Here is a 21,467-nt window from a genome sequence, read left to right on the forward strand (position 1 = left end):
ACTTCCGGTAACTGCAAATATGATCAAAGACTACCAAACGCAGAAAGACCTGCGCGATCACTATGATTTCTGCATCGTCGGCGCAGGCCCCGCTGGCATTACGCTGGCCTTGCGTTTGGCCGGCAATGGCTGGCGCGTAGTGCTTCTCGAGGGCGGGGGGCGCGAATATGCCCCGTATTCGCAAAGCCTCTACAAGTGCTCTTCCACGGCGCTCGAGGCCTTCCCTGAAGAAACTCGCCTACGTTATCTGGGGGGCACTTCCAACCACTGGGCTGGTCGTTGCCGCCCCTTCGAGCCTTCCGACTTTGCCCTGTCTCCCCCGATGAATTTACCCGGCTGGCCCATCGCGTTTTCCGAGATGGAGCGCACTCTGCCAGCGGCCATGGCAATTCTGGACCTGCCGAAGGACTCGGGATTCAAGACCGTCAACGCGGCCTTTCACAGCAACGAATTCGAAGCCGACCGTTTCCTGCTTAGTCCGCCGACTCGATTTGCGCAAAAGTATGCCAAGGAACTCGAAGAGACAGAGGGCCTGGACGTCTTCATCAATTGCAATTGTGTCGATCTGGATTTCGATAGCAACACCAGCCGCGTCACTGCCGTTGTAGTGTCCGATTACGAGCGCAAGCAAGAGCGAATTTCGGCCAAGCAATTCATCCTGGCCACCGGCGCGATCGAGAATGCCAGGCAGTTGCTCAACAGCCAGTCATTGGCCGCTGCCGGCGTTGTCACCGAGGATGGCCTGGTCGGTCGATGCTTCATGGAACACCTGAACATCGCCCTCGGTACCTTCATCCTCAACGACGGCGAGAGCAGGGGGGCCAGGCAGTTCTTCACCACCGATGCCTTTGTGGTCGAGCATCATGCAGGTAAAGGCAATGTCACCGCTTCGCTGTTGTCGGCCGTGGAAACCTATGGGCGCATGGCGGCAATCAAGGGCTTTTTCGAGAACCTGGCTTGCGAGGCAGGCATGGCGCACAAGATCGAGTTCATTGCCAAGTTCAACTGTCCCGGTGACGGGGAACTCACCACGATGATCGAGCAATTTCCCAACCGCAAGAGTCGCATCTCGTTGACTGAAGAACACGACGACCTGGGGATGAGAAAGGCCAACATGCACTGGGAGCTCGCCCCTGAAGACAGGGAGACCATAAAAAGCATAGGCCTGGAGGTGGCAAAGTGTTTTGCCGAAGAGGGGCTTGGCTATGTCAAGTTGGAGGAAGCTGTGTATGACGTTTCCTTGCCGCTGAAGGTCGTGCCGCATGCCCATCATATGGGCACGACCCGGATGGCCACTTCCCCTGAATTCGGTGTTGTCGATGAGAACTGCAAAGTGTTCGGCACCAATAATCTGTACGTCGCTGGTAGCAGTGTTTTTTCAACGACCGGCGCGAGCAATCCAACCATGCCGCTGTTGCAGCTGACGCTGCGGTTGGCGGACTACCTCAACCATCAAATGGGCCCTGCGACAGGCAGGTATTCTTGAGTGAAACAGTCTTAGGGAGAGCAACCAAATCGGGGTGCCACAAAACAACAACCATGGTGCATCTGGTCTTGGTACCGATGTGAAACGCTGACATTTGTGAGGCTAACAGGATGATTGGGCTAGCAAAGCGTGCAATACGTTACTACGTCTGGAAAACAGGTCGGGGGAAGGGTTTATACAAGAGGTTTTGCCGCCCCACTGGCTTCGAATGGGCTGAGTACCTGGTGCGCTGGGAAGGCATCCACTCGGTCGGCACGTGCGTGTGGATCAATCCCGGCTGCAACATCCCCGACCCTTCGCTGTTGCGCCTGGGCAACAACGTAGCCTTGTCCGATTGCTCAGTGTTCGGGCACGACGGAATTATTGGCCTGTTCGAGGTCACCGCGGGTAAAACACTCGATTCCGTCGGTGCGGTCGATATACGTGACAACTGTTACATCGGTTATGGCGCTATCATCATGCCGCGCGTCACCATCGGTCCGAATGCAGTCGTCGCGGCGGGTGCCGTGGTCACCAGGGATGTTCCGCCCGGTGTCGTGGTGGGGGGTAACCCGGCGAAGGTGCTCTGCACCCTTGAAGATCTGCAGAAGAAAGTCGAACAGCGTTGCGAAGCCTATCCGTGGATAGATCTCATCCGCCAGCGCGGCACTCACTTTGATCCGGGTTTCGAGCCGAAGCTCAGGGCCATGAGAGCGCAGTACTTCTTCGGCGAGAAAGCCAATGAGTAGCGCACCCCTCGATGTGCTCGTGGTCAACTACAACACGGCGGGCCTGTTGCAGCCCATGTTCAATGCGCTGCGCCAGTCCAAGAGTGCCGATCGCGCGCGCTACCTGGTGGTGGACAATGCCTCGGCGGACAATTCTCTGGATTGTCTGGGCAATATTTGCCCAGAGGCAGTGTTGCTGGCCAATAAAGACAATGTCGGCTTTGGTCGGGCCAATAATCAATTGGTTGAACACCTGCAGGGCAAGTACGCGTTGCTGCTCAACACCGACGCTTTTGTGTCCGACGACACCTTGGCCACGACCCTGGAGTACATGGAGGCTCATCCCGATTGCGGGATCCTCGGTGTACGCCTGGTCGGTCGGGACGGAGAACTGCAACCCTCCTGCCGCTATTTTCCGACGCCGCTGAATGTCTTCCTCGTGACTGCGGGGCTTGAGCGCTTTTTCCCTTGGGTGAAATTGGTCGACGACCTGACCTGGGATCATGCCTCGGTGCGAGAGTGTGACTGGGTGCCAGGCTGCTATTACCTGATCCGCCGTGAAGTGATCGACAAGGTTGGCTTGTTCGATCCGCGCTATTTCCTCTACTACGAGGAAGTCGATCACTGCCGGCGCGTCAAGCAGGCGGGGTTTAAGGTGGTCTACTACCCCCATACGTCGGTGGTGCATATCGGTGGCGAGAGTGCCAAGTCGGTCGACAAACTGAATATGGACGGTCGACAGTTACAGACGCTGCAAATCGAAAGCGAGCTGTTGTATTTCCGCAAGCATCACGGTTTGCCGGGGTTGGCCGTACACATGCTGCTGGTTGGCCTGTGCGACCTGATCCTGGGGCTCAAGGCTTTGTTGAAAGGTCGCGGTCGGGCCGCCATCAAGGCGTGCTGGCAACACACCCGTGTGACCTGGGCACTGCTGCGTAAAACCAAACTCGGTAGCCAACCCACACGGTAGGTCAGTCCATGTTCGAAAACATACGTGCGGACTTGCGAGCATACGAGGGTGACTGGGCCGCCCAGGGTTTCTGGGTGATGCTGGTGTATCGCTTCGGGCGCTGGCGCTACGGCGTGCGCCCGGCGCTGTTGCGCAAATTACTCTCCTTTATCTACAAAGTGCTGTTCAAGCTGGTGCAGATCGTGACGGGCATCGAGCTGCCGTGCGAGGTGGTGGTCGGGCGCAACTTCGTCATCGATCACTTCGGCGGCATCGTGATCAGTGGTTATGCGCAGTTCGGCGATGACTGCCGGATCCGCAATGGCGTGGTCGTGGGACTGAAGAACGTGAAGGAGCCGATCGCTCCGGTGATGGGCAACAACGTCGATATCGGCACCGGCGCCAAGGTGCTGGGCAATATCCGCATTGGCAACAATGTGGTGATCGGTGCCAATGCCGTGGTGTTGATCGATGTACCGGACAACTCGGTGGCAGTCGGCGTGCCGGCAACCATCAAGCAGCGCAAGTTCGCCGATGCCGGACAATACTCATGAGCACGCTGACGACGGGGGTAGGCGTCGTTGTCATCGGTCGCAATGAAGGCCAGCGACTCGAGCGTTGCCTGGCTTCGCTGGTCGGTGCGGCGCAGCAGATTGTCTATGTCGACTCAGGCTCCACCGATGGTTCGGTACAGATGGCGCAAAGGCTTGGCGTCGAGGTGGTCGAACTGGACATGAGCATTGCCTTCACGGCTGCACGTGCGCGCAATGAAGGTTTTTCCCGGCTGCAACGCCTGTTGCCGTCGTTGCGTCATGTGCAGTTCGTCGACGGCGATTGCGAGGTGGTCTCCAGCTGGCTGCCCCATGCACAGGCCTTTCTAGAGGCGCAGCCTGAGGTTGCGGTGGTTTGCGGGCGGCGCCGCGAACGTTTTCCGCAGCGTTCCATTTATAACCTGATGTGCGATCTCGAATGGGATACGCCGACCGGTGCAACCAGCGCCTGTGGTGGCGATGCACTGATGCGCGCGGACGCGTTCGTTACGGCGGGCGGGTACCGGCCGGACCTGATTGCCGGGGAAGAGCCGGAGCTCTGTGTGCGCCTGCGAGCCAAGGGCTGGAAGGTCTGGCGCTTGCCTGCGGAAATGACCTTGCACGATGCGAGCATGACCCGCTTCGGCCAATGGTGGCGGCGTACCCTGCGCGGCGGTTATGCCTTTGCCGAGGGCGCGTTTTTACACGGGGGTGCACCGGAGCGCCATTGGCGCCGCGAGTCGCGCCGTGCCTGGTTCTGGGGCTTGGGCGTGCCGCTGGCAACGGTCATTGCCACGCTGATGCTGGGCTGGCCCGGGCTGCTGGTGCTGCTGGTCTATCCCCTGCAGGTCGTGCGCCTGGCCCGGCGGGGCGCTGGCCCTGCGCGGCAAAACTGGCTACTGGCGTTCTTCCTCGTGCTGGGCAAATTTCCCGAGATGTTCGGGCAGGTCAAGTTTCTTTTGAACAGGTTCGGTGCCGGCAAATCCGCATTGATCGAATACAAGTGAGACTTCGATGGACTATTGGATGATCGTCAAAAGCGTCTTCTCCCTGCACGCTGGCTATTCCCTGAGGGCATTGAAGAACAAACTCAAGTTCCTGCTATTGGTGGGCAAGAACTGGACTGAGCTGAATCTGTTTTTCGGGCGTATGTCCAACGCGTTGGGCGATACCGGTATCGAGAAACTCGGTGGCGATTGCCTGGGCGTCATCCACTGGCCCTACATCAGCAAAAGCTGGAGCTCCCAGGACAAATTGGGCGTCATGGCCTCGCATTACGAGGTGGTCACGAAAAGCTGCCCGCAGCTACTGCTTTTCGGGCGCGACGACAGTCTGGTCCTGAGCGATCTGACGGCGTGGTCTGAAGGTTGTACCTTGGTGCTGGACCGCCCGTTCTGGTTCATGCGTGAAGGCGAGCTGGTGCTGAACCTGTTCCAGGGCGATTTGCGCATTGCCTCGATAGCCTTCACCTTGTGCTGTACGGACGGTGAGCTTTGTATCTTTATCGGTGCCGTGCAGGGCATCCATAAAGGCATCGAGAGCGACAGATCGCTGGGCATCTACAGGGATGTCACGAAGGACTTTGAAGGCCTGCGGCCCAGAAGCTTTCTGATTGAAGTGATCAAGTACATCGCCAGCAATATCGGTGTCGGAAAAATCTACGCGGTAGGGGATGTCTATCGTCATCATCGTCACCCGTATTTTGGTGCGCACAAAGCCCTGGAGCTGGCCGCCAATTATGATTCGATCTGGCTTGAGCACGGGGCGACACCGTCTGCGCGCGAAGACTTTTTTGAAATTCCCATGGCATCGTCCAGAAAGCCGCTGGAAACCGTTGCTTCAAAAAAACGTGCCATGTATCGCAGGCGCTATGAGCTGCTGGACGATACCTTTGCAAAGATCGACAAGGTCTTGATAGGCAGCTACGCAGTGAATTGACGTGACCGGTTACTGGACTACTGTGGGGATACCTGCGGTAGCAACTTCGACGACATTCAAGCCGGGTGCCCATGCGTATCGCTTATTTCATCAATCAATACCCGAAGGTCAGCCATAGCTTCATTCGTCGCGAGATTCTGGCGCTGGAGCGCCAGGGCTTTGAGGTACAACGCATCGCGCTGCGAGGCTGGGATGCCGAGTTGGTGGACGCCGAGGACGAGTCCGAACGCAGCAAGACCCGGTATGTGCTGGAGGGCGGCGTCAAATCGCTGTTGCGACCTGCGCTGCAGGTGCTGCGTGCCCGGCCGCGGCGGTTTTTTTCGACGCTGTGGCTGGCGTTGCGCATGGGCCGGCGCGCCGACCGGTCCTGGCCGTACCATCTGATCTATTTGCTCGAGGCATGCCGCGTGCTCTCCTGGGTACAGGCGTTCGACGCCCGGCACGTGCATGCCCATTTCGGCACCAACTCGACCGAAGTGGTGATGCTGGCCAACGCGCTCGGCGGGCCGGCGTACAGTTTTACCGTGCATGGCCCGGAAGAGTTCGACAAACCGCAGTTCATTCATCTGGGCGAGAAAGTCCGGCGCTCGGCGTTTGTCGCGGCCATCAGCGCCTATGGGCGCAGCCAGCTGTATCGCTGGGTCGACCCTGCGCATTGGGCTCGGGTCAAGGTCGTGCATTGTGGCCTGGAGCGGACCTTTCACGATGTGCCGGCGGTGGCGGTGCCGTCCGCGCCGCGGTTGGTCTGCGTGGGGCGCTTGTGCGAGCAGAAGGGCCAATTGCTGTTGCTTGAGGCCGCGCGCCGGTTGGCCGAACAAGGCGTGGCGTTCGAGATAGTCCTGGCCGGCGATGGCGAAATGCGCCCGCAGATCGAAGAGCTGATTGCCCGGCATGGCCTGCAATCGCGTGTGCGAATCACCGGCTGGATCAGCAGCGAACAGGTTCGCACGGAAATTCTCGCCGCGCGGGCGCTGGTGCTGCCCAGCTTCGCCGAAGGCTTGCCGGTGGTCATCATGGAAGCCATGGCGTTGCGCCGGCCGGTGCTGACGACTTATGTGGCGGGCATTCCCGAACTGGTGCGCCAGGGCGAAAACGGCTGGCTGTTTCCCGCAGGCTCGGTCGAAGAATTGGCGGCGGCGCTGGCGGACTGCCTGGCGCAGCCTGTCGAGGTGTTGCAGCGCATGGGCGAGGCGGCTTATCAGCGGGTGCTGGAGCGCCACGATATCGATACCGAAGCGACCAAGTTGGCTCATCTGTTCAAGGCGCAAGCATGATCACATTCCTCAATTGGCTACTCGGCGTACCGCTGGCGATTATCCTCCTGCCGGTGTTGGTGCTGTTCGTGCAGGTGCTGCTGGCTGGCTTGCCGGTGCGCGCGCAAGCGCTCGCGCAACGCCCGCGACCTCGGGTAGCGGTGCTGGTGCCGGCACACAATGAGTCCTCGATCATAGTCGCCACATTGAATTCCCTGCGCCCGCAACTGCTGGAGGGTGACCGCCTGTTGGTGGTCGCCGACAACTGTTCTGACGACACCGCCGCCGTGGCTCGTGCGGCAGGCGCCGAGGTGGTGGAGCGCAGCAATGATCAGCAGCGTGGCAAGGGCTATGCGCTGGATTTTGGCGCGCGTCAGCTGGCCAGCGATGCGCCGGACGTGCTGATCATTGTCGATGCCGATTGCCAGGTGAGCGAGGGCTTCATCGAGCGCTTGGCCATACAGTGCATCGACTCGGGGCGGCCGACCCAGGCGCTTGATTTGATGCGAGCGCCGGCGGGTTCCGGGCTGAAGGTGCAGATCGCCGAGTTTGCCTGGTGCGTGAAGAATCGGGTGCGGCCGCAAGGCTGGGCCCGGCTGGGGTTGCCCTGTCAACTGATGGGCACGGGCATGGCATTCGTCTGGCGTGACCTGCCCTTGATCACTCTTGCCAGTGGCCACATCGTCGAAGACCTGAAAATGGGCCTGGATTTCTGTCGTAGCGGCAAGCCGCCGTTGTTTTGCCCCGGCGCTTTGGTGACCAGCTTTTTCCCGCGCAGTGACGAAGGCCTCACTACCCAGCGTACGCGCTGGGAGCATGGTCATCTGGGCGTGATCCTGGGGGACGCGCCAAAATTGCTTGGGGAATCGATTGCCCGGGGCAACGTCAACCTGCTGGCCATGACCCTGGATCTACTCGTGCCACCGCTGGCCTTGCTGACGTTGTTGTTGGGCGCGGCGTTTACTCTGTCCTGGTTGGTGTTCTTCCTGTTCGGCGCATGGCTGCCGGCTTTGATCGCGTCTGTCGGGGTGGCAATGTTGATGGTGAGCATCTTGCTGGCGTGGAGTCAATTTGGTCGCGCCATCATTTCCTTTTCCGCCTTACTGTATGCACCGTTCTACGCACTGAAGAAAATCCCCCTGTACCTGGGCTTCCTGGTTAAACGCCAGGTTGAATGGGTGCGTTCCAAGCGAGACGACTCCTGATGCGCGCATTGGCCTGGCAGCACAATTGGCAAACGATCATCCAGACACTCAGGGTCATCGCTGATGTCGATCAAGAGCAGCGCTTGATCGAGGCTTTGTCCAGGCCGCAACGGGCGACGGTGCTTGGGTTCGTCAATGCCCATGCCATGAACCTGGTCGCGAAGGACAACGACTACTACAAGGCACTGTCGGCCGCCGACGTGTTGCTGCGCGATGGCTCCGGCATGTCCATCCTGTTTCGCCGAATGGGCAGGGTGCCGGGGCTGAACATGAACGGCACGGACTTGATCCCCAAATTACTGTCGGCGTACAAGGGACGGCGCGTGGCTTTGTGGGGCACGCAAGAGCCTTTCCTGGGCAATGCGGCAAAGCATTGCGAGGCGGCATTGGGGGTCAATGTCGTTTCCGCCCACCATGGTTTCGCCGAGGTGGAGACCTACCTGGACCTTGCCCGGCAATATCAGCCGGAACTGGTGGTGTTGGGAATGGGCATGCCCAGGCAGGAAGTCGTTGCTGCCAGGCTGGCGGCCAGTGGTGTGCCTTGCTTGATCGTGTGTGGCGGGGCGATTCTGGACTTCCTCGGCGGCAAGGTGAGTCGCGCTCCGCGATGGATGCGTGGTCTTGGTTGCGAATGGGTATTCAGGCTGGTCAGTGAGCCCAAGCGGCTGTTCAGTCGTTATGTGGTCGGTAACCCAATGTTCATATTGAGAACGCTTGCCTGCACAGCGCCAACCGGCGGGTGAGTCGAGGCGTTATCAACACGCTTGGCGCTGTAATATCTTGCAAAACTCCGGCGTAGCATCTTTACTGCTCATGTAAGCGACGATTTGCTGGCGCGGTGGAGGTTTATGTCGTTTTTAGTGCGTAAGGCGACGAAAGTTTGACGTCAACCGCCCCCGTATCGAAGCCTGGTTTTTAGTCTGTTATTCCTTGCTTCGAACTTTCGAATAATCTTTCCTTAATTAATTAGTGTTAATACCAAATGAAAGAATATGTGAAGGCACTGTTGCGTCAGTTGATTACGCCGTCGGTACGCTTTGAACTGAGGAAAGCCCACGCCTGGCTGCGCGATATAGCCGGTCGAGCCTGTTTCTGGCGCTGGGAATTTGTCAGGTTCAAGCTGCGTGAAGAGAGTGCTTACGACATTCTTTATGTGGGGCGTAAGGCACAGCGCGAATTTGTGAAAGTTCTCATGGGCGCTGAACCTCAGGTAGCCAATCAGCAAATTAAACCGGACAAGTCAGGGCGGACGGTGTTTGTCAGTGAAATACCGACGCCGGGTGCCCTGTGCGTGCCTCAGTATCTTAGCGCTGTTGTACCCCTTGGCAGATCGATCGAGGATATTACCGCAAGATATAACTCCGAGTTGCGTCGCAATCTTCGCAAGAACCGCTTGCGCTATCGCCTTAAACAGGCGTTGAACGATGACGAAATCGAAAGCGCCGACCAGGGCATGCTGCAACCTTATGCCAGTGCAAGGCATGGCACTTCTGCTTCGCAAATCGAACAGCAGGAGGTACGAAGGGTGGCGAAAACCGCCGGGCGACTGGACCTGGTGCTGCTGGAAGACGAGGTGGTCGCCTGTCACCTTGGCTGCGTGATTACCCGCGCGGGCAAGCGCTACTGGAGCACGATCCGTTTCGGCTACCCGGAAACGGTCTATTCGGATGCGAAAAAGCTGCGGGAAATCAACTCGATCACCACCTTCATGGCGTTGGAATGGGCGTTGGAAAACGGCTTCGACTATTACGATATCGGCACCTGCCTGGCGCGTCCGGACGATGGCTTGCTGGAGTGGAAAAGAAGGCGTGGCGGCGATGTCGATACGCTGAACAACCACGGCTATCTATTTGTCCGACTGCCCAAGGTGGGCGTCGCGCAATTTCTCTGGGAAACACCTCTGTTTGCTGTCGAGGGTAAAAAACTGACCCTGCATCTGGGTTTGCCGGACGGGCAAAGTGATGAGGAAATCGCCGAGCGCTATCGTGAAATGGGTTTTGGTGGGCTCTCCAAGGTTTATCTTCACTGTGCCAAGGCGCCACAAGAACAACTGCTCCAGATCTTAAGCGGTCGCTATAGTCATCTGAAATCGCCCCCTGTCATGGAAAGCATGATTTGCAGTTGAATGGAGTTTTGATTTTGAGCAAGTGGATGACAAGCGCTATTTGTATATAAACGTATTAGAGTGGAAATCCTTATGTCGCAATCGAATATGTTGGTGAGCGGCGCTGGGGCGAAATGGAGTTTTGCTGCGTATAAACATATTTTCAAGGAGAAACTTGCCAGAAAAGCACCGCTGAACTTGCAAAGTGTCGCGGTGAAAACCTGGGAAGTTGCTCCTGCGGATGTATCGATTGCTCCGCCTGCTTTTTACCTGCCCAACCAGCTTGAGCGCGTAACGGGGTGGCAGTTTTATCCCTTCGAGCATCCCCGTCGCACCATGGAGGGCAACGTTCCCGTCCAGCACGGCCCGACACGTGCCTTTCTGCTCGAGGACGCCTGGTTGATCGACGGCGCGCTTTACAAAGGGGATGCCAAATCCTGGTTATCGCCCAGGGCCGGATGGTTGCCGAAGATTCGCATAGAAAGCGAAATCGATCGCGGGGCGATGTATTGCACCGTGGGTGGCAACACGTGGTTTGGCTCGTGGATGGTGGATGATTGCATCACCTATCCAATGGCCTGCGAGGAGGGCGTTCCGGTAACCACGGCGCTCGCTGAAACAGCGGTATCCGCAACCAGGCACGGGATACTTCACGCTCCCGGGTATGAAGACTGGCTGGGCATGAATCCGCTTCGTATGCGCAACGCGTTTTTTCGTGAGCTGGTGATCTTTGACGACATCAGTCAGAACCGACACAAGCACACGCGCTTTCGCGGAATGACTGAAAAGCTGCTGTCGCATGTCAATGTCAGTTCTCACCCTGGGGTATTCGTGCTGCGAGGCAACAAGGGTGAGTTGCGGTTATTGCGCAATGAACTGGAACTGGCTGAACGTCTGCGCGAGCGCCGGGGCTTTCGCATTATCGACCCGTCGAAATCCGACGTGGCGACCATCGTCGCGGCCTGTGCCGGGGCCAGGACAGTGATCGGCATCGAAGGCAGTCAACTCATACACGGCGTCAATGTCCTTCAGCCCGGCGGTTCGCTGCTGGTCCTGCAACCCCCTGATCGTTTCGTCTGCTTCTTCAAGTACCTGACGGATCGCGATCAGCAAAACTTCGGTTTTGTGGTGGGCACCCCGGACGGCGAAGGTTTCAGGATCGACCCCGATGAGGTTGAGCGCACGCTCGATCTGTTCCCGGTATAACGCGTCTTCAGGCTGTTCCCACCCCGTTCGTAACCCGGTAGCGCTGATCGTCAGCGCTACTCGGCGTTAGATATCGCTCAAGACATGACTAGTAGGCATGCTTGCCGGAGAAGGCCGTCACCGTTCGGGCAAGAATGACGAAGTCGAGCCACAGCGACCAGTTGTTGATGTATTCGATGTCCGAATCAACCCGACGAATCATCTGTTCGATATCTTTCGTTTCACCGCGATAGCCGCGCACTTGCGCCAGGCCAGTGATGCCTGGCTTGATGTTGTGGCGCGCAAAGTAGTCGGCGATGTCGGGCGAATACTGCGCATCGTGCTGGATGGCATGGGGACGAGGCCCGACCAGGGACATTTCGCCCATCAACACGTTGAACAGCTGCGGCAGTTCATCCAGGCTGGTTCGTCGAATGAAGGCGCCTACCCGGGTCATGCGCGGATCGTTCTTTTGTGCTTGCTTGACGACACCTTCTTCCGGCTGATGGACGACCATGCTCCTGAACTTCCAGATGCGAAAAGGTCCACCACTCCACCCCATCCGTTGCTGGCGAAAGAACACCGGCCCCGGGCTGTCGAGCTTGATTGCAATGGCGACGATGGCCAGCACCGGCGCCGCAAAAAGCAAAAGGAGAAACGCCAGCACGCGGTCTTCAAGATTCTTTAGCAGCAGGCGCATGCCCATCAGTGGCGTTTCGGACAAGGTCAGCACGGGAATGCCGGCGATCTCGCGAACGCTGTGATTGATCAAGCGCAGGGAAAAGATGTCCGGCACCCAGTTGACCGAGATGTGCTTGTCGAACAACTTCAAATACACATCCTTGATCACCTGCGACCCATCCAGTGGCGTGACGAAGTAGACAGTGCGGATGGAATGCTGCACGACCAGGTCGTCAAGATCGGAAATATGGCCCAGTATCGCCAGGCGGTTGGGGTTTTCCGAGCCATCCTTGCCCTGGTCATCGGCCGCCCCGATCAATACCGAGCCGACGACCCGTTCACCCAGCCAGGGATTGTTGCTGATTTTCTGGTGGAGGAAGTCCGCCAGCTCTCCCGAGCCAATAATCAGTGCGTTGTCCCGTTGGGTGGGGTGAGCCAGGAGTTTCTTTTGCAGCTCACGTGTCGCGAGGTGCAAAAGCAGCTGGGCACAATAACCGATGACGAACAACTCACCGACCAACAAACGTGAGTACTGTTCGCTTTGTTTCGTAAGAAAGGCCATGGCGACGAGAAAACAAAAAGCGGCGGTCCATGCCTTGAACAGTTTGAAGGCCTTGACGGCAAACACGACATTGCTTCGATAAATGGCGTAGTGGTCATAAACGACGGCCAGCGCCCCCAGCAACAGCAGGACCATGATCACATAAGCCTGCGTGATGAAGCCGATGTGATAAACAATCAGGTACCACGCGACACCGGTTACAGCGAGGCTATCGAGGCCTGCCTGGATAAAGATACTGGTACTGCTTCTTCGCTGGAGTACGGAACGGCTGCTGCTCGGCTCAAAAATCATGATCAGATCCCATTTTTGCTGCCCCCTCGCGCCCAACCAGAACGCGATCCAGGTCAAAACCATCCTCGTTTCAGAGCTTTAGCCTCAACGGCAAGCTACTTATAGTCGAGAAATCCACCCTCCACCGAAATTCACACAGCAGGGGAGAATGCGTATCCCGTGCTATCACTTTAGCAGCACTGTGGATTCATTCACGTAATGGACGAAGTTTAGTCTGCAGCATTGAAGCAGGCGCCGGCCGGCCTGTTTTTGGGGTGTCTGGACGACCATCGGTAGCAGCGTTGTCAGTTACTCATCCCGTCTTCGATGGCGATGCCTTGGGCGCGCATTTTGTCGATCAGTTCGGCGCGGGTGCCAGGCAGGTTGAGCATGGTTTTGGCGCGCAGTGCCGCCACTTCGTCTGCGCTGTAGGGCTGGTAATCGGCGGGTCTGCTTTCGCCGGCCATGCCGTCCTCGCGCATCAGCCAGTTGAGCAGGTCAGCCAGTTGCGCGTTGCTCAGTGCCGATTGCGACATGCCCGGCACGCGCACCAGGAATTCACGGCCGCCCGGCACTTTCAGGAAGTTACCGACAAACCCCGTCATTCTCGGCGTGTCATTGGCCGCAGAACCCATGCCATTGCCCAGGTGGCAACCGGCGCATTGCACTGATCATCAGCGCCAGAGTCGAGAGGCGAAGCAAGGGGGACTTGAGCATGGTGTGGCATCCGTTCTTGTTCTTGAGCGCAGGTTTGCGGTCCTTCCAGATACTAATGCCGGTATTTTTTGCGCCTTGTTGCCTCGGTGCCAAAGAGTTGGTTGTGCTTGCCAGATCGCATGGCGGGGTGACAGTGCACACGTTGGTGCACTGATCGAGAAGGGAATGAGGACTTTTTCTGACTAAGGAGAGGGGTAGCAGAACACTATCGCGTTCTTCTCAGGTTCATGGCCTTCAACTTCCTGAGCATGCCCATGACATCGCGCAGGACAGGCGTCCTGTCGAAGAGGGACAAGGCATGCAGATCTGTGCGCGAGGGTCTTTGATAGCCCAGATTCCAAGTGAAATAGTAGGCCTGAACGTCTTTGTTCGATTGAATAAGCGTATTGAGGGCAGCGTCATAGTGCATCGGTCCGCCGTCAGGATGCCCCGGCGGCCGCTCCAGGATCTGCAGCAAAAAATCCCGCAACCTGGCAATGCATTTGCCGTTTACCGCATAGAAATGGGACAAATGTATGGGTTGGTCGACCGCTTTCCAGGAGGGCGAGCTTGAGTCGCCTTCAAACGGATGGCCAAAGTAGGCGATGTCCCACTCCATGCCTTGCAGGGACTCGATCGCCTCCTGTCCATATTGGGAAATGCGTCTGGAAAACTGAATGTCATCCTCCATGATCAATATGTTCTTCACATTTAGGCGTATCGCCTCTTCCAGAATCCCCAGGTGGCTCATGAAGCAGCCTCTGGCCCCGAGGCTCGGGAAGCCATTGTCCTCACTGGGCGTCACCGCCTGGAAAAAGCTGACTTTTTCATGGTCAAAGGGAAAACCGTTGCGCGCGAATTCTTCTACCGTTTCTACACGGCGATCCTTTCTTGACGCAATATTGATGATTCTTGCTCGATCAAAATAGTCGGTCACATTCATCCAGCTGTTCCTCAGCGCAGGTGATCAGGGCGGCTGGATTGCAGTATAGGCAGAACTTTGGATGAAGCTTGGGTATCGCTGACCGCGCCGATGTAGCAGTTTGGCAGAAGCGCCAACACAACTGGCACGCAGGGCAAATCCTGCGTTTCACTGACCACCGACAATCCCTCTCAACCTGCCGAAGCCCCGTTGCCTCGGCACTTTCAGTGTTGGCGTTCGCCTTGCTTGCGAACGCGTGGATTTTCAAGGTCGTTTCTTATGTTCGCCACCCTGCGTTTGTCCCTCGTTGGATTGTTGTCCTTCACTCTGGCGCACGCCGCGGTCGCTGATGATTGCGCACCGCAGCAGCGTCGTGGCGCCGAAGTGTTCGCCAATGAATGCGGGGTCTGCCATGCGGTGAGCAAAGGCACGACAGGCATGATGGGGCCGAACCTGGCTGGCGTGATCGGGCGCAAGTCCGGCTCGCTGGAAGGCTTCAACTACTCGCAAGCCATGCGCAACAAGAACATCGACTGGCAAGCCGAGAACATCGCGCAACTCATCACGCAACCCCAAGCCTATGTGCCTGGCACGTGCATGCCCTACATGGGCATGGCCTCGGCAGATGATCGCCAGGCGGTCGTGTGCTTCCTCAAAGAACAACACTGATCAGACGCTTTCGCCGGCAAGCCGGCTCCTCCATCTGAATGAAAGGTGATTTATGAGCAACGTTGAAATCCTGCCGCAGGTTGCTGCATTCCTCGATCGCCAGCACGGCTGTTTTATCGATGGCCAGTGGGTGTTTGCCGAAGGCGAAAGGATTGCCGTGGTCAACCCGGCCACTGGGCAAACCCTGTGCGAAACCCTGGACGCGCCGCTGGAAGTCGTCGAGCGCGCCGTGCAGTCGTCGCACCGGGCCTTCAAGTCGGGCGTGTGGTCGGGCCTGCGTCCAGCGGACCGTGAGCGCATCCTGCTGAACTTCACCCGCCTGGTGGAAGAGCATGCCGAAGAGCTGGCGCAGCTGGAAACCCTGAGCCAGGGCAAGTCGATCAACATGGCCCGCGCGCTGGATCTGAACGCCACGGTGGAGTTCATGCGCTACATGTCCGGGTGGGCAACCAAGATCGAAGGGCAGACCTTCGATGTGTCGATCCCGCTGCCACCAGGTGCCAAATTCACTGCGTTCACCAAGCGTGAGCCGGTGGGCGTCGTGGTCGGCATCGTGCCGTGGAACTTCCCGCTGCTGATCGCCGCCTGGAAACTGATGCCGGCGCTGGCCACCGGTTGCACGGTGATCATCAAGCCGGCGATGGAAACCCCATTGACCGCCATGCGCCTGGCCGAACTGGCCCTCGTAGCGGGCATTCCGGCGGGCGTGTTCAACGTGGTGACCGGCGGCGGGGCCTCGGTCGGCGGCGTGCTGACCGCGCACCCGCTGGTGAGCAAAGTGTCGTTTACCGGCTCCACCGCCGTGGGCAAGAGCGTCGGTGTGGCGTGCATGGAAAACATGACACGCTTCTCCCTGGAGCTGGGCGGCAAGAACCCGATGATCGTGCTCGCCGATGCCGACATCGAAACAGCCGTGCAGGGGGCGATCCTCGGCGGCCTGCTGAACAACGGCCAGGTGTGCGCGGCGGCCTCGCGCTTCTATGTGCATCGCTCGATCCACGACAAATTTGTCGAAGCCCTGGCGGCGGCGATCTCGGCGATGCCGATTGGCGCGGGCATGAACTGCGAGGCGGCGATCAACCCTCTGGTGTCGCGCAAGCAACAGCAAAGCGTGCTCAAGCACATCGAACTGGCCCGCCAGGAAGGTGCGCGGGTGGTGGCTGGCGGCGAGTTGCTCGAAGGCGAGGGTTTCTTTGTCCAGCCGACCATCCTCGCCGACATCGACCACAGCATGGCCGTGGCGCGCGAAGAGGTGTTCGGTCCGGTGCTGGGCGTGATGCCGTTCGACGATGAAGACGCCGTCATCGCGCTGGCCAACGACAACCGTTACGGGCTGGCCGCCAGCCTGTGGACCAACGACCTGGGCAAAGCCATGAACCTGGTGCCGCGAATCGAAGCCGGTACGGTGTGGGTCAACGCCCACGTGTTGCTCGACCCGGCGATGCCGTTCGGTGGCGTCAAGCAATCTGGCATGGGGCGCGAGTTCGGTCGTGCGGTGATCGAGGCCTACACTGAGCTCAAGTCGGTGTGCATCGCCCACTGATAAACCTGTAGGGAAATGCCTAACAGTGGGAAATTCATTCCCCTGTAGGAGCAATGCTTGCTCGCGATGGTTGTGAACGATAACGCGTCCTGTCTGAATGATCGCGTTGTTCGGACCTCCATCGCGAGCAAGCATTGCTCCTACAGGGGAACGAGTACATCCGCGAAACCAGGTTGCCTTCACGTCCAGAGGCTTCCTCCCCCCAAACCGGGGAATCTCCCACAATTGACGGCGTGTTCACGCTGCAGGTGGCGGTTTCGCCAGTTCTATCCCGGCGGCGCCCAGCCGCTTGAGAATCTCGAACAGCAGCTCGCTCTTGATCGCGGTGACCATGCGCGGGCTGTTGACGTAACCGGTGACGGTCAGGGTAATGCCTTCCGGCTTGAGCTGGCTGAAGCGCACCACCGGCGCCGGCTTTTCCAGAATGGTCTCGTGTTCGCTGAAGGTGTCGTACAGCAAATTGCGCACCTGCTCGGGGTCGATGTCCAGCGGGAACATCAGTTCAAGTGTCGCCACCCCCTGGGCGCTGCCGCCGAGGGTGACGTTGCGCAGGTTCTGCGAGATCAATTGTGAGTTGGGCACGATCACGATCGAACGGTCGGCCAGCTGTATTTCGGTGGCCCGCACGTTGATCCGGCGGATGTCGCCTTCGACCCCGCTGATGCTGATCAGGTCGCCGACTTTCACCGGGCGTTCAGTCAAGAGGATGATGCCGGAGACGAAGTTCTTGACGATCTCCTGCAGGCCGAAGCCGATGCCCACCGACAGGGCGCTGACGATCCAGGCCAGGTTGGTCCATTTGACCCCCAGCGATGACAGCATCAGCAGGACCACCAAGGCATAGCCGATGTTGGAGAACAGCGTGCTGAGCGAGGCACACATGCCGGGGTCCATTTCGGTTTTCGGCAGGAACTCATTGTCCAGCCAGCGCCGCAGCGAACGAATCAGGTAGACGCCGATGATCACGGCGAGTACGGCGCGTAACAGATTGCCCGGGACGATGTTGAGTTTGCGCAGGCCGTCGCCGCCGAGGATGGCGAGGATGTTGGTGGCCAGTTGTCCGAGCGTTGATCCGACCCCACCCACCACCAGGGTAATCAGCGCGATCAGCAACAAGGTGGCGCGGCCGGCACCGGACAGAATGATCGAAATCTGTTCCAGCCGCGTATCGCCGATGCCGAGTAACTGTTTCAGGGTCTTGCCGGAGGAGTGGCGGGGGGAAAACAGGTGTTCGCAGCCGTCTTTGAGCAACTGGGTCAGCAAATAGAAGCCAGCAAATATGATGGAAAACCAGACCAGTTCGTAAGTGATGAAGCGCGACAGCGACACGTAGCCGGTGAGCAAGGCCAGGAGTGAAAGCACAATCGCAAGGCTGGCGAACGAATAAATCACCCCGGCCAACGTCCGGCCAGCTTCGGGGGCGATGCCCGCCATGACCATCTCCCGGCGGGTTTTGCTGACGCGCAGCAGCAGCGTAGCGATCAATACCGAGACGATCAGTGCGGCCATGCCGCGGACAGAGATCACCAACTCCGGGCTCATGCCGGTGGCATTGGTCATCTGTGCCAGCGACACCAGCACCAGTAGTGCGAAGGCCAAGCGTGTGGCGTAGGGCTCGATCGCCAGGGCGAGCGGGTCGGCAAAGGCTGGCAGTCGCCAGGAAGGGTGCTGCGTAGACAGCAGCGCGCGACTCAGGCCGATGATCAGCACGCAGGTATAGACGATCTTTTCGAAGTCTTGGGAAAACCCCGCCAGTTGAGGCGTCAGCGGCAGTTCACGGGTGACGGCAAAAAACAGCAACTGCAAGGCAAACCAGGCCGCCAACACCGTGGCCAGTACCGAGGCCAGGGCCAGGCTGCTACGCCGCAGGCGACCTTCAGGCATTCGATGGATGCACAACCAGGTCAGCCCGCGTTCGGCCAGTCGCCTCCCCACGACCCAAAGCGCCAGGGCCATTGCGAGCAACAGGCTGGTCAGCAGGCGCTCGCCCGGTTGCCAGGTGGCATCAAGGGTGTCGCCAATCTGTCGCAGGAAGGCACGGAATTTTTGCCGGTCTTGCGCTGGTGGATTGAGCAGGGGGGCCCAGAACCAGGGGTTGAGTACGCTCTTGGTCTGCTGGGTTACTTCGGTTTCCAGCAGGCTGCGGCGGATGGCGGCAATCTGGGTCAGCAGTTCGGTGGCGCTGGCTTTGAGCGATGCCAGGCTTTTCAGTTTGGAGTCGACCCGGACTTTTTGTTCCGTCAGGGTGGTTCTTTGCAGGGCGATATCGGACTTCTCGGGCACGGCATCTGGTGGTGCGGGGCCCAGCACACCCAATTGAGCCTGCAGTTGAGCCTGTTCGGGCAACAGCAGTGCCGACAGGCGATCGACCTCGCGGATGAGCGCCTGAACCAGGTCCTGCGGGCCTTCGAGCTGGCTGTAGTTGCTGGCCTGTGATACCTGCTGTTTGAAAGTGCTGAGTTGGCTCAGCAGCGCCTCCAGATCGCTGTCGGAAACGCTGGCGGACGGGGGTGCCTGGGCGATGGCGGGGGTATCGGGCATGGGCGCCGCCGACAGCCATCCGACGCTCGGCCCCAACAGCGCGAAAGCGACGAGGATCACTAGCTTCAATGCATTACGCATGGGCGTGCTCGACTGGTTGTGTATCACTCAGCCTATGAGGTTAGGTCATGACTCACGTTATCGAGGCTTTTTTGGTCAGATGTGCACAGGTGCTACGCTGACAACTCAATGACAAGTCTGTAATGCAACGGATCGTTCAAGTGTAGGCCAGCAATCGGCCGCAGAGGATCACGCTGACCCAAAGCGCGATGGAAAACAGTGCCTGCAGCTTGGCCACGCCCGGCGCCGGGTTATCGGTATCCCACGCCGTGACGGAACGGTACACGCCGACATGGAACAGCACGGCGTTGAGGCCCGCCGTGGCGATCAGGCACAGTTTGAGGATGAAAATGTCATTGGAGGCGAAGTCGTGAGGGTGGGCGGAAAACATCATCAGCCCGGCCGGAACGATCAATAGCAAAGCCGCAACGGACCATGGCAGGAGATGGCGGGCGAGGGCCGTCACCTGGATATTGCGCGATACGCCGAGTACCCGCAGATCGAACATCACCACCGAACCGACCAGTATCGCGAAGCCGAGGATGTGCACCACCTCCACCAACGGATAGAGCCACAAATCACCCCGCATGGCTGACCCAAGCGACGAATCATTCAGCCAGTCCATCCAGCCCTGGTTGGTCTCCATCAGCGCAATTCAGTGGTTTTGTCGCCGATCGTGATGCGTTCTGCACGCAACTCATCGGGTTTGTTGCGGTTCTGATAACCGACCACGCTTGCTTGAGTGCCGACCGCCAGCATGTCCTTCGACAGCCCACGGTTTTCCATGCGCGAGGGCGGTGCGAGCACCACATTCCAGGTCTTGTCAGCAGTCTTGAGGTTGACGAAGCCGTGGGGGTGGGAGTAACCGGAGTCTTCTATGGTGCCGCTCAGTTGCAAGGGTTTGCTGGAGTCGTACTCGCTCCAGCCGTGATGGGCGAATGCCGCAGTGGCCACCAACAGCAATGACACGCCAAAGCCCTTGAGCATGATGTTCATGACAGGGTTCTCCTGTTGCAGAGGTATTGGGTCGATGGTTTTCAGGATAGTTGGCGCATTTCGGGGGCTGGTACACCCCGACCAAAAGAATGTTTCAGTCTGTGACGCAGGACTCGCAAGGCTCGGCAGGCCTTCGACGGAACCATGTTCTACGCTTACCCGCAGATGGCACCCATAAAAACAATGCTAAAGGGAGAGACACCATGTCCGCTTTGTTTCGTCGCGTCAGTCATTGCCTGGCTGTGGGCCTTGTTGCTGCTGCACTCACGACGTCCGCGCTGGCGCTGGATACCGTCAAGTTCATGGCCCCCGGTTCCGTGGGCGGCGGCTATGACCAGACGGCGCGGGTGCTCGGCAAAGCCCTGATTGAGGCCAACGCTGCCAAAGCCGTCACCTTTGAGAACAAGGGGGGCGCGGGTGGTACGCTAGGGCTGGCGCAGTTTGCCAACAGTACCAAAGGCGACCCGAATGCGTTACTGGTGGTCGGTGCGATCATGGTCGCCGGCATCGAACAGAACAAACCGCAAATCAGCTTGAAAGACGTGACGCCGATTGCCCGGCTGTTTACCGAATACAACGTGATCGCGGTGCGCAAGGATTCGCCGTACAAGACCCTTGATGACTTGGTCCAGGACTTCAAGGCCAAGCCGACCAGCGTTACCTGGGGCGGTGGTTCCAAGGGTTCGATCGATCACATCGGCATTGCCGAACTGGCCGGCAAGCTGGATGTTCCGGTCAATAAGGTGAATTACATCGCCACCGGCGGTGGGGGTGAAATCGTGGCCCAGGCCCTGGGCGGAAAAATCAAGGTGATCACCGGCGGTTACGCCGAGTTGGGTCAGTACATCAAGAACGACCAGTTCCGTGTGCTGGCCATCGGCGCACCCGAGCGCGTGCCCGGAATCGATGCGCCCACCCTCAAGGAAAGTGGTTATGACGTGGTCATCGGCAACTGGCGCGGTGTCTATGGCGCGGCCGGCCTCACGCCCGAGCAGCGCAAGGAAGTGACCGACGCAGTGCTGGCCGCCAGCAAAAGCAAAGTCTGGCAAGACAACATTCGAGTCAATGCCTGGTCGGAGAGCGTGCTGACCGGTGACGATTTTGGCAAATTCGTCGACGAAGAACACGTACGGTTGCGCGCGATGCTGGTCAAAGTCGGGTTGCTTTGAA

Annotated in this window: 19 protein-coding genes and 1 pseudogene; 14 read left to right on the top strand and 6 right to left on the bottom strand. The window is 58.7% G+C overall.

Annotated features, from left to right (window positions below; all coding sequences use genetic code 11):
• Window positions 1–19 precede the first annotated feature (19 nt).
• From ACA058_RS12565 to ACA058_RS12615, 11 genes are all read left to right on the top strand, one after another.
• Window positions 20–1,486 (top strand): GMC oxidoreductase, encoded by a 1,467-nt coding sequence (locus ACA058_RS12565; protein WP_497639920.1) that lies wholly within the window; start codon window positions 20–22, stop codon window positions 1,484–1,486.
• A 110-nt stretch (window positions 1,487–1,596) separates the two neighbouring features.
• Window positions 1,597–2,214, top strand: coding sequence for an acyltransferase (locus ACA058_RS12570; protein ID WP_497639365.1), 618 nt, complete (start codon window positions 1,597–1,599; stop codon window positions 2,212–2,214).
• Complete coding sequence (locus ACA058_RS12575; protein WP_497639366.1) at window positions 2,207–3,163, top strand: glycosyltransferase family 2 protein; 957 nt, start codon at window positions 2,207–2,209, stop codon at window positions 3,161–3,163. Before ACA058_RS12570 ends, ACA058_RS12575 begins: the two co-directional genes overlap by 8 nt.
• Before the next feature lie 8 nt (window positions 3,164–3,171).
• Entirely contained in the window at window positions 3,172–3,696 is a 525-nt protein-coding gene (locus ACA058_RS12580) for a serine O-acetyltransferase (RefSeq protein ID WP_497639367.1), read from the top strand.
• Window positions 3,697–3,701: 5 nt separating this feature from the next.
• Window positions 3,702–4,679: a glycosyltransferase family 2 protein gene (locus tag ACA058_RS12585; protein WP_497639921.1), complete on the top strand. Its 978-nt coding sequence runs from the start codon at window positions 3,702–3,704 to the stop codon at window positions 4,677–4,679.
• 7 nt (window positions 4,680–4,686) lie between these two features.
• The gene (locus tag ACA058_RS12590; RefSeq protein WP_497639368.1) at window positions 4,687–5,610 is read left to right on the top strand and encodes a DUF535 family protein; all 924 of its coding nucleotides are present in this window, start codon (window positions 4,687–4,689) and stop codon (window positions 5,608–5,610) included.
• A 71-nt stretch (window positions 5,611–5,681) separates the two neighbouring features.
• A complete protein-coding gene (locus ACA058_RS12595; RefSeq protein ID WP_497639369.1) occupies window positions 5,682–6,884 on the top strand; it encodes a glycosyltransferase in 1,203 nt (400 codons plus the stop codon).
• Entirely contained in the window at window positions 6,881–8,068 is a 1,188-nt protein-coding gene (locus ACA058_RS12600; RefSeq protein ID WP_497639370.1) for a glycosyltransferase family 2 protein, read from the top strand. The genes ACA058_RS12595 and ACA058_RS12600 overlap by 4 nt, the downstream gene beginning before the upstream one ends.
• The gene (locus tag ACA058_RS12605) at window positions 8,068–8,811 is read left to right on the top strand and encodes a WecB/TagA/CpsF family glycosyltransferase (protein ID WP_497639371.1); all 744 of its coding nucleotides are present in this window, start codon (window positions 8,068–8,070) and stop codon (window positions 8,809–8,811) included. The genes ACA058_RS12600 and ACA058_RS12605 overlap by 1 nt, the downstream gene beginning before the upstream one ends.
• A 239-nt stretch (window positions 8,812–9,050) precedes the next feature.
• The gene (locus ACA058_RS12610) at window positions 9,051–10,193 is read left to right on the top strand and encodes a hypothetical protein (RefSeq protein ID WP_497639372.1); all 1,143 of its coding nucleotides are present in this window, start codon (window positions 9,051–9,053) and stop codon (window positions 10,191–10,193) included.
• 72 nt (window positions 10,194–10,265) lie between these two features.
• Window positions 10,266–11,378, top strand: coding sequence for a glycosyltransferase 61 family protein (locus ACA058_RS12615; RefSeq protein ID WP_497639373.1), 1,113 nt, complete (start codon window positions 10,266–10,268; stop codon window positions 11,376–11,378).
• 88 nt (window positions 11,379–11,466) lie between these two features.
• On the opposite strand, the gene ACA058_RS12620 is transcribed toward ACA058_RS12615, so the two are convergent.
• The 3 genes and pseudogenes from ACA058_RS12620 to ACA058_RS12630 all read right to left on the bottom strand — a co-directional run bounded on the left by ACA058_RS12620 (window position 11,467) and on the right by ACA058_RS12630 (window position 14,509).
• Entirely contained in the window at window positions 11,467–12,891 is a 1,425-nt protein-coding gene (locus ACA058_RS12620) for an undecaprenyl-phosphate glucose phosphotransferase (RefSeq protein WP_497639374.1), read from the bottom strand.
• A 284-nt stretch (window positions 12,892–13,175) separates the two neighbouring features.
• Window positions 13,176–13,538, bottom strand: a pseudogene (locus ACA058_RS12625) (cytochrome C); the annotation flags it as partial.
• 254 nt (window positions 13,539–13,792) lie between these two features.
• On the bottom strand, window positions 13,793–14,509 hold the full coding sequence (locus ACA058_RS12630) for a glycosyltransferase family 25 protein (protein ID WP_497639375.1): 717 nt from the start codon (window positions 14,507–14,509) through the stop codon (window positions 13,793–13,795).
• A gap of 258 nt (window positions 14,510–14,767) precedes the next feature.
• Here ACA058_RS12630 and ACA058_RS12635 point away from each other — a divergent pair, with 258 nt between their 5' ends.
• Together ACA058_RS12635 and ACA058_RS12640 are read left to right on the top strand one after the other, a co-directional pair.
• The gene (locus tag ACA058_RS12635; RefSeq protein WP_497639376.1) at window positions 14,768–15,157 is read left to right on the top strand and encodes a c-type cytochrome; all 390 of its coding nucleotides are present in this window, start codon (window positions 14,768–14,770) and stop codon (window positions 15,155–15,157) included.
• Between the two features lie 52 nt (window positions 15,158–15,209).
• Complete coding sequence (locus ACA058_RS12640) at window positions 15,210–16,700, top strand: aldehyde dehydrogenase family protein (protein WP_497639377.1); 1,491 nt, start codon at window positions 15,210–15,212, stop codon at window positions 16,698–16,700.
• A 237-nt stretch (window positions 16,701–16,937) separates the two neighbouring features.
• Here the strand turns inward: ACA058_RS12640 and ACA058_RS12645 are convergent, their stop codons facing one another.
• The 3 genes from ACA058_RS12645 to ACA058_RS12655 form a co-directional block, all read right to left on the bottom strand.
• Window positions 16,938–19,322 (bottom strand): DUF3772 domain-containing protein, encoded by a 2,385-nt coding sequence (locus ACA058_RS12645; RefSeq protein ID WP_497639378.1) that lies wholly within the window; start codon window positions 19,320–19,322, stop codon window positions 16,938–16,940.
• A 136-nt stretch (window positions 19,323–19,458) separates the two neighbouring features.
• Window positions 19,459–19,947 (bottom strand): DUF6644 family protein, encoded by a 489-nt coding sequence (locus ACA058_RS12650; RefSeq protein ID WP_497639379.1) that lies wholly within the window; start codon window positions 19,945–19,947, stop codon window positions 19,459–19,461.
• Window positions 19,947–20,297, bottom strand: a complete 351-nt coding sequence (locus ACA058_RS12655; protein WP_497639380.1) for a DUF6152 family protein — start codon at window positions 20,295–20,297, stop codon at window positions 19,947–19,949. The genes ACA058_RS12650 and ACA058_RS12655 overlap by 1 nt, the downstream gene beginning before the upstream one ends.
• 203 nt (window positions 20,298–20,500) lie before the next feature.
• On the opposite strand from ACA058_RS12655, the gene ACA058_RS12660 reads away from it, so the two are divergent.
• The gene (locus ACA058_RS12660; RefSeq protein WP_497639381.1) at window positions 20,501–21,466 is read left to right on the top strand and encodes a tripartite tricarboxylate transporter substrate binding protein; all 966 of its coding nucleotides are present in this window, start codon (window positions 20,501–20,503) and stop codon (window positions 21,464–21,466) included.
• The last annotated feature ends 1 nt before the right edge of the window (window position 21,467 follow it).

It is taken from the genome of Pseudomonas sp. LBUM1649 (genome assembly GCF_059716155.1).